Source organism: Dialister hominis (assembly GCF_007164725.1).
GTDB classification, from domain to species: Bacteria; Bacillota; Negativicutes; order Veillonellales; family Dialisteraceae; genus Dialister; species Dialister hominis.
In genome coordinates this window covers 1,547,183-1,560,187 of the sequence record NZ_AP019697.1, presented here as the reverse complement: position 1 = coordinate 1,560,187, position 13,005 = coordinate 1,547,183, and the positions used below count along the sequence as shown (strand labels likewise).

Sequence of the window (13,005 nt, the reverse complement as noted above, 5' to 3'; positions counted from 1 at the left end):
TAAAATCGATACTTCGCCTTCCCAGACGGGGTAGGGGGACCGCGGAACACGGTGGATAGGGTTGATTTCCTCAGCCGAAGGCTGGTGGTATGGTTTTTAGATAGCACAAAAATATAAATATGTTGGTATCCTCTAATTGCATATATCCGCACAAAAGGAGCTGTAAAAATGTGAAATCATTTCTGCAGCCCCTTTTTCATATGCGTATATCTCATGGAATCCCATCGAACGTTGCGAATTCGAACAGTTTAATCGTTTAGCTTTAATTTACCATTCTAACGTATTATAATAAGAGTAAATCATCTTAGAATCCACAATAACAGGGGGACATGGCATGACAAAGAAAGAACTGATCAGGAAAGCTGCCATTCAGATTTTCCGCGAGAAGGGATACAGCGGCACAACGCTTCGGGATATCAGCCGGGAAGCGGGCGTCAGCGTTTCTACCGTATCCTACTACTATGGCTCGAAGGAAAACATGTACAAGACACTTTTCCCCGAAGATATGGCACAGCAGGAACCGAAGCGCCGCGAGCAGATCGAGAACGCAGCGATCCGCCTCTTTGCGCTGAAGGGCTATTCGGACGTTTCCATCCGCGACATAGGAAAGGAAGCCGGGGTGAACAGCGCGGCGATTTCCTACTACTTCGGAGGCAAGAGAGAGCTCTATTCTGCGATTCTTCAGAAGGGGAGCGCCCTTCTCGTCGACTTCGTGGAGCAGGCGGCCCATGGCGACCATACGCCGATGGAAATCATGGAAATGTACTCCCGCTTCTTCTACCGTCTGATGAAGGAGCATCCCTACATTCTCCGCATCTTTTCCTGGGAAATGATTCACCCGACCGACGTTTTCGCATCGATCGGGAAGGAACGCTTCGCCATGGTTCTCGTCGTCCTCAGGGGCGCCCTGACCGAAGGCATTGAGGAAGGATGCTTCAGAAAGGACTTAAAGCCTACGGAAGTCTGTATTTCCTGGGCAGGCATGGTCGCTTACTACTACCTCATGAATGAAATCAAGAAGCGCTTCTCCGTGAAGGAAGAAATCACGGAAGACTCTTACATGCATCAGGCATTCGATGTATTGATGAACGGGATCAAGAATAAGGAAATCGGCTGAGGGAAGGCCGCATTTGAAAAGGGGAAAAGGGTATGAAACGATGGGCAGGAATAGCGGCAGCCGTGATGCTTGGCATGTCGCTTTCACTGACGGGATGTGGAAAGGCCGTCAATAAAGGACCGTCTGCGCCGCTCGTGAAGACGATCGTCATCGGAGAAGACGCAAAGGATGCGAAGGATACATTCTCCGGCACCGTGCACGGATTCTTCGAGTCTCCGCTTGCTTTCCAGACAGGCGGGCGAATCATGCAGCGCTATGTCACAAGCGGGGAGCGCGTGACGGCCGGACAGGAACTCTTCAGTGTCGATTCGAAGGATGCAGAAGAGCAGGCGGCAGCAGCCAGATCGTCGCTTGATGCGGCAGGGGCTTCCCTGAAGCTTGCGCAGTCGACACTGGCAAGGTATGAAAAGCTCCATGCTGCCAATGCGATTTCCGATCTGGCCATGGACCAGACAAGGAACAGCTACGACCTTGCGCTGACGCAGTACCGGTCAGCCGAGGCGGCTCTTTCGCGCGCAGAAAACAATCTGGGCTTCACGACGCTTGTCGCCGATCGTGACGGCATCGTGGGGACGACACTGTATGAAGTCGGGCAGGTCGTTGCCGCTGGTACGCCGGTCGTTACGATCATCGACGACTCCAAGCTGGACGTGTATATTTCTCTTACAGAAAAACAGTACGGGCTCTACTCGGTCGGCATGCCCTGCGAAGTGACCTTCTGGGCACTTCCGGGGGTCAAAGTAGCGGGCAAGGTCAGGGAAGTGGCGGCAGCGCCGAATGCGGTGACAAGCACTTATGATGCCAAAGTCACGCTTGAAAACCCGCCGCAGGATGTTGTCGTCGGCATGACAGCACAGGTGAAATTCACCGATCCTGACAGCGCAAGGGGATTCATGGTGCCGCTTTCGGCCATGGCTTCCCAGCAGGCCTCTCCTTCCGTCTGGGTTATCCGTGACGGCAAGGCGCATCTCCAGAAGGTAGAAACGGGACGCTACGGCAAGGATGCCGTCGAAATCACCTCGGGTCTTAAGAAAGGAGACCGCGTCGTGACAGCCGGCGTCGCCCGCCTGAGTGAGGATGAAGAGGTACGCGTATGAAGCAGATCAATCTGGCGGAATGGGCGATCAAGCACAAGCAGATTGTCTATTTCTTCATCTTTTTCATCCTCTTGGGAGGGATCATGTCTTACTTCTCTCTGGGGAGAAGCGAGGATCCTGCCTTCACCATCCGCGAAGCCGTCGTAACAGCGGCCTGGCCGGGCGCATCGGCAGAGCAGATCACCGAGCAGGTGACCGATCCCCTCGAGAAGACGCTGCAGGACGTGAAGGGGCTCGATTACCTAAGGTCTTTCACGCATGACGGCAAGACGGTCATCTATGTCGACCTCAAGGACGATGTGCCCAAGGAAGACATACAGACACGCTGGCATGAGATGAGGAACCTCGTCGAAGATGAATGGGGAAGCCTTCCGGCCGGCGTCGTGGGGCCTTTCATCGACGACCGTTTCGATGATGTGTACGGCTCGATTTATGCTGTCACAGGAGACGATTTCTCCTATGAAGAAAAAAGAAAATACGCTGAAAAAATCCGCCGCCGTCTGACGTCCGTGGAAGACGTGCAGAAGGTCGAGCTTCTTGGCGTGCAGGAACAGAATATTTACATCGAGATGGACCAGAACAAGCTCGCTACGTTCGGCTTGAGCCCGACGGATGTATTCACAATGATTTCCCAACAGTCCGCGATGATGCCCTCGGGCATGATCCATACGTCCACAAGAAATGTGGCCATCCGCGTCGACGGGCTTCTTGGAAGCGTTGAATCGCTCGAAAATCTGCCGATCCATGTCGGCGAGAGATCGTTCCATTTAGGCGACATCGCCAAGATCACGCAGAGCTATACGACCCCGGAAACGTCCCTCTTCTACTTTGACGGGAAACCGGCGATCGGCATTGCCGTTTCCATGAGAGATGGGGGAAACAACCTCACGCTTGGCGAGCATCTGAATGCGGAAATCGAAAAAGCGCAGAAGGAAGTCCCGGCCGGCATGACAATCAGCCTCGTCGCCGATCAGCCGAAGGTCGTCAATAATTCCATCCACGATTTCACGGAATCTTTGCTGGAAGCCATCATCATCGTCATGGCAGCTTCCTTCCTTTCCCTCGGATTCTGGAGCGGCATCGTTCTTGCCCTCTGCATCCCGGTCGTCGTCTGTGGCTCCTTCATTTTCATGAAATGGCAGGGGATCGACCTTCACCTCGTATCTTTGGGATCCCTCATCGTGTCACTGGGCCTTCTTGTCGATGATGCGATCATCGTCATCGAAATGATGCAGGTCAAGCTCGAAGAGGGCATGGACCGCATGGCAGCGGCAGAAGCGGCCTACAAAGGCTGCGCGAAGCCTATGCTGGCCGGTACGCTCATCACGGCCGCCGGCTTCATCCCTGTCGGCCTTGCCCAGGGACAGACTGCCGAATATACCTCCTCCTTCTTCTGGGTCATCGGCTCGACACTCCTGATTTCCTGGCTGGCCTCCATCTTCGTTTCACCGGTTCTCGGCTATAAATTCATCCGCGTGAAATCGAAGGAAGAACGCGCCAAGGAAAAGAAGAAGGGCATCAAGGAAAAGATCGGCGAGAAGTCGTACCAGATCTTTGACAGACTCATCAAGGGAAGCATCAGGTACAGGAAATCTGTCATCGTCGGCACCTTTGCTCTCTTTGCCGTCACCATGATGTGCCTTCCCTCCGTCAATCAGGAATTCTTCCCGAACTCCAAACGTCCGGAAATCATCCTGGACGTGAATCTGCCCTCCGGCGCCTCCATCGAGGAAACGAAGCGCGTCATGGCAGGCATTGCAGACAACCTGTACGGGGACAAGCGCATCGAGTCCTTCTCGACCTATGTTGGAGACTCCGCGCCCCGTTTCATCCTTCTCTTTGATCCGTCAGCACCGGAAGACGGCCACGGGCAGATGATCATCGTCACGACAGGAAACGACGTCAGGGACGATGTCAGAAGCGAGCTCGACCAGTTCATCGCTGACAAGTATCCGGATGCCCGCGCGCATACAAGGCTCATCACGACCGGCCCGCCATCCGATTACCCTGTCATGTTCCGCCTGATCGGCGAGGACAATAAGAAGACAGCCGAGCTTGCCGGCAAAGCGCTCGACATCATGAGGAAGAATCCGGACATCGTGAATGCAAGCCTTGACTGGCCGGAAGAAATGCCTTCCATCAAGCTGAAAATCAATCAGGACCGCGTCCGCGAGCTCGGCATCGACAACTATGCCGTATCGCTCGACCTGTACTCGAAGCTTTCCGGCTACAAGGTCGCTGAATCGTACCAGGGCGACCAGCTCGTCCCGATTTCCTTCAAGCTCGAAGGAAAGAATGCGGCCCAGCTGCCCGACCTTTCCTCCATGCCGGTCCATGTAGGAAACGGACGCTACGTGCCTCTCGGGCAGTTTGCCGATATTTCCTATGAGAATGAAATCAGCACCATCTGGAGAAGAGACCTGAAGCCTACGATCACGCTCCGCGCTGACTGCAAGGACGGCGTCATGGCAGACTCCCTCATGCAGGAACTCTACAATGACGACTTCGCTTCCTTCAAGGCAAGCCTCCCCGACGGATACACGCTTGAAAAAGACGGATCCGCCGAATGGAGCGACAAGTCGATGAAGTACATCTTCCAGGCCGTGCCGATCATGATCTTCTTCGTTCTTATGGTCCTCATCTTCGAGCTGGGGACGATACCCAAGCTCATCATCGCCATCGTGACCGGGCCGTTCGGTCTCATCGGGGCGATTTTGACGCTCCTTATCACAAGGCAGCCGATAGGATTCGTTGCCATCATCGGCATGATTGCCCTTTCGGGCATGGTCATCCGGAACAGCATCATCCTTCTGGACCAGATCCGGCAGCACCTCGAAGCAGGGCTTACGCCGTATGATGCCGTCGTGAAATCGGCCGTGCTCCGCTTCCGTCCGATCATGCTTTCCTCGGTGACCGACGTCCTTGGCTTCGTGCCTCTCATTACGAACCCCTTCTGGCGGCCGCTTGCCGTCTCCTTTGTCGGCGGGCTTCTTCTTGCCACCGCCATCGGGCTTCTCTTCGTGCCTGCGCTCTACAGCCAGATCTACGGAGTGAAAATACCGAAAGGGGAAAAATAAAGATATGAAAGAGCTGTGAGAACTTTCCGTTTTCATGGCTCTTTTTATATTGAAATTTTTCTTGACAAGTTTTTCTGAAATGGCTAAAATGTACACAATACAGGAATAGTATTGACGGAAAAAAGTACTTATTGGAGTGCTTCTCAGAGATCCGGCGGATGGTGCGAGCCGGAAACCAGAAAATAAGGAAGTTCTTTCCCGAACTGCCGCGCTGAAAGTCGAGTAGGAGCGGCCGGAGTGATCCGCGTTACAGGATCGAGAGTCGATCTGATCGAGTAGGGTGGTACCACGGAACTTCCGTCCCTTGGGTACCACCCTTTTGTGTTTATCAGATAACTTGGGTGGTACCGCGGCGGATTCCGTCGTCCCCTGCTTGTTTTGAAGCAGGGGATTTTTTATTGGACCGCATGGAGTTCCGGATGACCGGAGAGGAAGAGCAGGAGGAAATATCATGAAGAAATGGATGAAATACGGAGCAGCAGCTGTCATGGCAGCTGGCATGGTATTGGGAGGAAGCATGGAAGCGCTCGCAGCGCATCTGGAAGACATTACGGCAAGAGGGACGATCCGCGTAGGGACGACCGGGGATTACCGTCCGATGTCCTACAAGGATAAGGAAACAGGGAAATACGAGGGCTTCGATGCCGAGCTTGCTGAAAGGCTTGCCGATTCCCTCCACGTGAAGGTCGAATACGTCCCCACGACCTGGAAGACACTGACAGCCGATACAGAGGCAGGGAAATTCGACCTGGCTCTCTGCGGCATCACAAGGACCTTCGACAGGGAACGCGTCATGTCCATGTCGGACGGCTACCTCCTCTTCGGCAAGACGATCCTCTGCAGGAAGGGCGATGCAGGGAAGTACAAATCCATTCCCGACATTAACAGGCCGGAAGTGAAGGTCATGGTCAATCCGGGCGGAACGAATGAAAAGTTCGCCAAAGCATACCTTCCGAAAGCCACGCTCATCATTCATGAACAGAATGCGGAAATCCCCGGTCTTATCGCTGAAGGAAAAGCAGACATCATGATCACGGAAACAATGGAAGCGAAGAAATATGCGAAGATGGATTCCCGTCTGGCCGATCCGCTCGTGAACCAGCCGTTCACAAAGAACCGTTTCGGCGCTCTCATGCAGAAGGGCGATCAGGAATTCCTGAACTACGTCAATTTCTTCCTGGCAGAGCTTGAAACGAACGGCACGATGAAGAATATGGAACAGAAGTATATCGGATGATAGAAGGACAGCAGGAGAGGAGAAGCATCATGAAAAAATGGATGAAAGCAGGCATTGCCGCAGTTCTAACGGCTTCAGCACTCATATACGGAGGATGCGGCGGGCAGGCGCCAAAGAGCGCAGGCTCTGACGCAGGAAAGATCAAGATCGGCGTCGTCCAGATTGTCCAGCACGGCTCGCTGGATTAGGCCAATAAGGGCTTCATCGACGGCCTTGCCAAACGCGGCTACGGCCCTGACAAGATCGTCGTCGATCAGCAGAACGCGCAGGGCGACCAGTCCAATCTGAAGACCATCGTTTCCCATTTCAAGGACTCGAAGCCGAATCTGATCTGCGCCATTGCGACCCCGGCTGCGCAGGCGGCTGCCAATGAGATCAAGGACATCCCGATCGTAAGGACGGCCATTACCGACTACACCTCGGCCAAGCTCGTCAAGAGCGATGAAAAGCCAGGCGGAAACGTGACGGGCGTCAGCGACCTCGCATCAATCGATGCACAGATGGATCTTGCCAGAGAGCTCGTCCCGAATGCTAAGAACATCGGGCTCATCTACTGCTCCAGCGAAGTGAACAGTGAAATCCAGGCAAACATGGTGAAGGACTACTGCAAAGCAAATGGCCTTAATGTCGTCGAAAAGACCGTCAATAACGTGAACGACATTCAGCAGACCGCTGAATCCCTTGCCGGCCAGGTCGATCTCATCTACACGCCGACTGACAATACGATCGCCTCTGCCATCCCTGCCCTTGTCAAAGTGAAGGATGCCCGCAAGATTCCGGTCATTGCCGGTGCTGACATCATGGCCAAAGACGGAGCCCTTGCCGCTCTTTCCGTGGATTACTACAAGCTCGGCCTTGAGACAGGCGAACTGGCTGCCGACATCCTCGACGGCAAAGTGAAGCCGGCAGATGCACCGATCCGCCACCAGAAGGAATATGACACTGTCATCAATAAAATAAGAAGGATGCAGAGACCCTTGGAATTCAGATTCCTGACGCTCTTAAAGCTAAGGCAAAACTTGTCTGAAATAGGGATATCCTAAAGAAATAAAAAGGCATACAGGAATCAAACAGATTCAAACGAAAAGAAAAGGCCGGCCGCCTCCGATGGCACCGGCCTTTTTTATGCATGAAAAACGGGCAGAAACAAAGTTTAGGGGAGGCTGTGACCCAAAATTGACCGCCTCGGAAGAAAGAAGTGGGGAACAAGAGAAAATAGTTTTGAAAAAACCGAAGAAAACGAGCTTTTTCATAAGATAAATTAATTATGAATACATGTGAAAACGCCAATATTTATGTTGTTTTACTATTTTTCTCAAAAAATATCTGTGCTATAATATTTACAAGTATATCTATCTGCAAAAGTACGGGACGGATATGCTGAAAAATTCTGTAAAGAAGGCGGGGCTATGTCAGAAATAGAAGAAAGATTAGCCCAGGTAAGAGCCCGCATCGCGGAGGCTGAAAGGAGATCTCCCTACGGACAGGAAGTCACGCTTGTTGCTGTGACGAAGTTCCATCCGCTGGAGGATATGGAAGAAGCCATCCGTCTGGGCGTTACCCAGGTGGGCGAGAACCGAGTGCAGGAAATGGAAGAGAAGAGAAGGTCTCTGTCAGCTCCTGTCGTCTGGAATTTACAGGGACATTTGCAAAAGAACAAAGTAAAAAAAGCCGTAGCCTGTGCGGATCTCATCCAGTCCTGTGACTCGGAAGAGATCTTGAAGGAAATCGACAAGAAAGCGGAAAGCGCGGGAAAGGTGCAAGACGTTTTTCTGGAATTCAATATTTCCGGAGAGGAGAGCAAGTATGGGTTCTCCCCGGAAGAATTCAAAAACGCCGTGGAGGCGGCCAAAGCGTGCACGCATGTGCGCGTGAAAGGCCTGATGTGTATGGCGCCGAATGAAGAACCTGAAAAGACGCGCCCCGTATTCCGGGAAGGCCGCAGGCTATGGACTGAAATGAAAAAGGAATTTCCTGAAGGACAGATCACGATACTGTCCATGGGCATGACGAACGATTTTGAAATAGCCATTGAAGAAGGGGCAACAATGGTGCGCATAGGCACCGCTATATTCGGAGCCCGGCAATACCACTGAGAGGAGAAATGATTATGAGTTTACTGGACAAGTTCAAAGGTAATTTTGTTGACAACGATGATGATGAAGAATTAGATGAAGAAGAGGGCATGGAAGAAGAAGGCATGCCTGCTTCTCCTGTCAATCCATCCGCTCCTGTACCGCCGAGATCTCAGGCTGTACGCAGCAGCGTAGGCCGCGCAGGAGTACCGGTCCGCCAGACATCCAAACCATATACCATGGTCGTCGTTTCCCCTAAGGAATACGCAGATGCTGAAAAAATCGCTGACCATCTGAAAGCCATGCGTCCTGTTGTCATGAACATCGAAAAGACAGATGACGACGAAGCAGAAAGAATCGTAGACTTCGTACAGGGCGTCATGTATGCGCTTGACGGCCGTCTGGACCGCATTTCCGACAAAATCTATCTCTGCGCGCCGAGCAATGTCAGTGTTTCCCAGGATTCCCTGACACCTCAGCCTGAACCACAGGCCGCTCCTGAAGCTCCGCAGTGGAATCAGGGCGCACAGGCTCCGCGGATCTGATGGCAGGCTTATTCTCAAGCCTGAAGAACCTGGCAGACGGGTTCTTCATGGAGGAAGAGGATACAGACGATTTACCGGAACTGGAAAGGGATAAGCCTGTACCGGCAGGCGCGCTGCCAGTCAGGAGTATCCGCCCTCTGGAAATCGTCACCATGGTCCCGGGTGAGTACCGGGATGCCGGACGCGCCGCTGATGCCCTTGCAAAGGGGCTCGTCGTCGTCGTGCTCCTGGGAGACAACGTGGACAGCGACACAGCGAAACGGTTCGTCGACTTCCTGGCCGGCGCCGTCTACCTGACGCACGGTGATATCGAACTCCTGAACGACAACGTTTTGATTATCACGCCCGATACCGTGCGCGTCGAAAGAGACACGTTCATCCCCGTATCGGACATTCCGATGTGGAAAGGACCGCAGGGATGAAGAAAGTTATCATTATCGGGTGCGGCGCCATGGGAGGAGCGATCCTCTCCGGGTGCCTTGCCCATGACATATGGAAAAAAGAAGAAGTCAGCGTGAGGGAACACAGCGAAGAAGCTTCCGCTGCAAAGGCAAAACAGTACGGGACAGAGGTCTGCCATGACCTCAAGGAGGCAGAAACGGCCGATCTTGTCCTTATTGCCGTCAAGCCGAACATCGTTCCTTCCGTCCTGGAAGAACTCCGTCCGCATCATCCGAAGAAAGTCATTTCCATCGCAGCGGCCGTTGCTTTGGAAACCCTTGAAAAAGGACTTCCGGATGCGGAAATCGTCCGCGTCATGCCAAACACACCGGCTTCCGTCGGCGAAGGCATGACAGCCATAGCGCCAGGGAAGAAGGCATCGGATGAACTCGTAAAGACGACAGAAGAAATCTTCACCGCACTGGGGAAGGCTGCCGTCGTCACAGAAAGACAGCTCGACGAACTGGGCGCGCTCTCTGGAGCAGGCCCGGGATATGCATTCGTTATCATTGACGCTCTGGCGGATGCAGGCGTCCTCGTCGGACTTCCAAGAAAACTCGCCATCGAAGCCGCAGCGCAGACACTCTACGGCGCAGCCAAGATGGTCCTTGAGACAGGAAAACATCCGGCCGAACTCCGCGATCAGGTCACAAGCCCGGGCGGAACGACGATCGCCGGTATCTATGCCATGGAAAAGAGAGGCATCAGGGCCGCTCTGATTGACGGCGTGAAAGCCTGCCTCGACCGCTCAGACGAAATGTCCGGGAAATAAAGAAACCCTTGGATACAGGAAGAATTTCCCGGTATCTTGGGGGGAATTGAGGAATACATGAAAGATAGAGAAAAAATTCTTCGCTACTTTACGGCAACAGGCGAAGAAGCAAAGGACATGGCCATTCGCCTGCTGGATCTCGCCGATGCGGTAGACCGCGGCCGTCCTTTTGCTGTAGGGCCTTTTATGAGTCCCTTTGCCGCACAGGTCGGACAGACGATTGCCGCGCATGCGGGAACCATCACGGCCAAAAGCTTCGGCGGTTACCACGAAGCTGAAAGAATAAAAGTAGCCTTTGTCGATGGCGGCTATGAAGGCCCCGTAGACTTTGGCATCAAACTCCTCTCCGTCAAATGGGACGGCAGGTACCGCCTCATCGGACACAGGGATGTCCTGGGCTCCCTCATGGGCCTTGGCATCGACCGTGCCGTCCTGGGCGACATCCTCATGCAGGAAAACGGATGCCAGATCCTCTGCGATGCAGATATGGCACAGTGGATCATCGACAACTTCCATAAAGTCGCCATGGTCACCGTTACCGTCGAAGAAGTCCCGATGGAAGAACTCCATCCGCCGGAAAAGACAGCCAAGGAAGTACGTGCTACCGTCGCCTCCCTTCGCCTCGATGCCGTCGGAGCTGCAGGCTTTGGCCTTTCCAGGACGAAGATGGTCCAGCTCGTCGACGACCAGAGGACAGAAGTCAACTGGCAGATGGCAAAAAGCGCCTCCCAGGCAGTCAAGCCGGGTGACGTCATCAGCGTCAGAGGACGCGGAAGAATTGAAATCAAGGAAATCACCGGTAAAAGCCGCAAAGGCCGCATCGGGGTTTTGATAGAAAGATACCGCTAAGATTTTGCGGCAGAGGAAGCAGGAAGCTGCTGCACGCCGGCCGGGGAAACCCGACATTTCCTTTGCCATAGAGGCATGCGTCACACATCGTACACTAGGAGGAAATTTTATGATCACACCGATGGACATTCACAACAAGACATTCTCCAAACAGATCAGGGGATACTCTTCCGAAGAAGTCAACAGCTTCCTCGAAGAACTCGCAGGCGATTACGAAAGAATCTACCGCGAACACCGTGAAATGGAAGAAGAGATGGACGCCATCAAGACAAAGCTCCGCAACTATGAAAAGATGGAAGAAACCATGTCCAGCACCCTCGTCATGGCTCAGCAGACCGCTGAAAACGTGAAGAGAAATGCGAATAAGGAAGCAGAACTCTCCATCCGCGAAGCACAGAATGAAGCCAGAAAGATCGTTTCCGACGCTGAAGCAGCACGCCGTAAAATGAATGCAGACCTTCTGAAAACAGAAGGCGACATGAACCTTTATATCGAAAAGCTCCTGTCCAACTTCAAATCCGCACTCTCCCTGATCGAATCTGCCAAAGCTGCACAGGCTCCGCAGCCGATCCAGACTGCGCCGAAGACGCAGGAAGTACCAGCAGCTCAGGAAGCTCCTGCAGCAGAAGCACCGGCTGAAGACATTCCTGTCCAGACAGAAGAAACTGCCGAAGGCGCTGAAGAAACAGCAGAAACCGTTGAAACAGCAGAAGCTGAACCTTTCGCAGAAGCGGAAGAAGAGGCTGCTGCTGATACAGAAGAAGAAAAAGAAGAAAAAGGCGCCAACGTATTCGACGTGGCTGCTGAAACCGTAAAGAAGGAGGAAAAGAAGGACTAAGCCTATGGAAGAGAAACAATACGTCACCGAATGGGCCAATGAAAACCTTGGCCTCACACTGAAAATCACAAAAATGCTCCATGAAGAACAGACACCGTATCAGAAGATTCAGATTGCTGATACCCTTGAATACGGCCGTCTGCTCATCCTTGACGGCGTTTTCCAGACATCCGTCAAAGATGAATGGACATATCACGAGATGATCTCCCACGTGCCGCTCATGCTGCACCCGAATCCGGAAAGAGTACTCATCATCGGCGGCGGTGACGGCGGCGTAGCCAGAGAAGTCTGCCGTCACGACTGCGTCAAGCAGGTCGACCTCTGCGACATCGACGGCCGCGTCATTGAACTCTCCAAGGAATACTTCCCGACCATTGCATCCGCGCTCCTTGATCCGCCGGAAAAGCTTCACGTCCATGTAGGAGACGGCATCGCCTTTGCGAAATCCGTCAAGGACTTCTATGATGTCATCATCATCGACTGCTCCGACCCGATCGGACCCGGTGAAGGCCTTTTCACCCGCGAATTCTACAAGAGTGCGCATGAAGCCCTCCGCGAAGACGGACTCATCGTCCAGCAGACAGAGTCCCCGATCGTGCAGCAAAAGACCGTCCATGACGTCTACAAAGCCATGGGAGACGTATTCCCGATCGTCAGGATGTACTACTCCCACGTGCCGATCTATCCGGCCTGCATGCATTCCTTCATGCTTGCATCCAAGGTGCATGATCCGCTCCGTACCGGCGTAAGACGCCCGGTTCCGCAGCCGATGAAGTACTACAACAGAACGATCCAGAAGAGCTGCTTCGTCCTGCCAAACTTCATCAAGGAACTCCTCTACAAAGGAAACCTGAGCTTCTAAAAAATATAAAAGAGACTGTAAAAGTGCCAGTGAGCATTTCTGCAGTCTCTTTTTTGCTGGAATTTTCCAATCCAGTATATGATTTCCATTTCTCT

13 protein-coding genes and 1 other annotated feature are annotated in these 13,005 nt (G+C 53.1%); all 13 genes read left to right on the top strand.

Going from position 1 to position 13,005, the window contains the following annotated elements; all coding sequences use genetic code 11:
- Positions 1 to 334 precede the first annotated feature (334 nt).
- Positions 335 to 1,117, top strand: a complete 783-nt coding sequence (locus tag Dia5BBH33_RS07230; protein ID WP_022382339.1) for a TetR/AcrR family transcriptional regulator — start codon at positions 335 to 337, stop codon at positions 1,115 to 1,117.
- A gap of 32 nt (positions 1,118 to 1,149) precedes the next feature.
- On the top strand, positions 1,150 to 2,214 hold the full coding sequence (locus Dia5BBH33_RS07225; protein ID WP_143332645.1) for an efflux RND transporter periplasmic adaptor subunit: 1,065 nt from the start codon (positions 1,150 to 1,152) through the stop codon (positions 2,212 to 2,214).
- Positions 2,211 to 5,291: an efflux RND transporter permease subunit gene (locus Dia5BBH33_RS07220; protein WP_143332644.1), complete on the top strand. Its 3,081-nt coding sequence runs from the start codon at positions 2,211 to 2,213 to the stop codon at positions 5,289 to 5,291. Before Dia5BBH33_RS07225 ends, Dia5BBH33_RS07220 begins: the two co-directional genes overlap by 4 nt.
- Before the next feature lie 102 nt (positions 5,292 to 5,393).
- Positions 5,394 to 5,599: a binding site (T-box leader), on the top strand.
- Between the two features lie 143 nt (positions 5,600 to 5,742).
- Positions 5,743 to 6,528 carry a transporter substrate-binding domain-containing protein gene (locus Dia5BBH33_RS07215; RefSeq protein ID WP_232518027.1) on the top strand — a complete coding sequence of 262 codons (786 nt, stop codon included), beginning with the start codon at positions 5,743 to 5,745 and terminating at the stop codon, positions 6,526 to 6,528.
- Between the two features lie 29 nt (positions 6,529 to 6,557).
- Positions 6,558 to 6,716: a hypothetical protein gene (locus tag Dia5BBH33_RS11295; protein WP_231939292.1), complete on the top strand. Its 159-nt coding sequence runs from the start codon at positions 6,558 to 6,560 to the stop codon at positions 6,714 to 6,716.
- A gap of 15 nt (positions 6,717 to 6,731) precedes the next feature.
- Positions 6,732 to 7,571, top strand: coding sequence for an ABC transporter substrate-binding protein (locus Dia5BBH33_RS07210; protein WP_332835638.1), 840 nt, complete (start codon positions 6,732 to 6,734; stop codon positions 7,569 to 7,571).
- A 366-nt stretch (positions 7,572 to 7,937) separates the two neighbouring features.
- The gene (locus Dia5BBH33_RS07205; RefSeq protein ID WP_108850742.1) at positions 7,938 to 8,624 is read left to right on the top strand and encodes a YggS family pyridoxal phosphate-dependent enzyme; all 687 of its coding nucleotides are present in this window, start codon (positions 7,938 to 7,940) and stop codon (positions 8,622 to 8,624) included.
- 14 nt (positions 8,625 to 8,638) lie between these two features.
- Positions 8,639 to 9,148 carry a cell division protein SepF gene (locus tag Dia5BBH33_RS07200; RefSeq protein ID WP_022382332.1) on the top strand — a complete coding sequence of 170 codons (510 nt, stop codon included), beginning with the start codon at positions 8,639 to 8,641 and terminating at the stop codon, positions 9,146 to 9,148.
- Positions 9,148 to 9,570: a cell division protein SepF gene (sepF, locus tag Dia5BBH33_RS07195; protein WP_022382331.1), complete on the top strand. Its 423-nt coding sequence runs from the start codon at positions 9,148 to 9,150 to the stop codon at positions 9,568 to 9,570. Before Dia5BBH33_RS07200 ends, sepF begins: the two co-directional genes overlap by 1 nt.
- Complete coding sequence (gene proC, locus Dia5BBH33_RS07190) at positions 9,567 to 10,361, top strand: pyrroline-5-carboxylate reductase (RefSeq protein ID WP_108850743.1); 795 nt, start codon at positions 9,567 to 9,569, stop codon at positions 10,359 to 10,361. Before sepF ends, proC begins: the two co-directional genes overlap by 4 nt.
- Before the next feature lie 57 nt (positions 10,362 to 10,418).
- Positions 10,419 to 11,210 (top strand): YlmH family RNA-binding protein, encoded by a 792-nt coding sequence (locus tag Dia5BBH33_RS07185; RefSeq protein WP_022382329.1) that lies wholly within the window; start codon positions 10,419 to 10,421, stop codon positions 11,208 to 11,210.
- 109 nt (positions 11,211 to 11,319) lie between these two features.
- On the top strand, positions 11,320 to 12,048 hold the full coding sequence (locus tag Dia5BBH33_RS07180) for a DivIVA domain-containing protein (protein WP_108850744.1): 729 nt from the start codon (positions 11,320 to 11,322) through the stop codon (positions 12,046 to 12,048).
- A 4-nt stretch (positions 12,049 to 12,052) separates the two neighbouring features.
- Positions 12,053 to 12,910, top strand: a complete 858-nt coding sequence (gene speE / locus Dia5BBH33_RS07175) for a polyamine aminopropyltransferase (protein WP_022382327.1) — start codon at positions 12,053 to 12,055, stop codon at positions 12,908 to 12,910.
- The last annotated feature ends 95 nt before the right edge of the window (positions 12,911 to 13,005 follow it).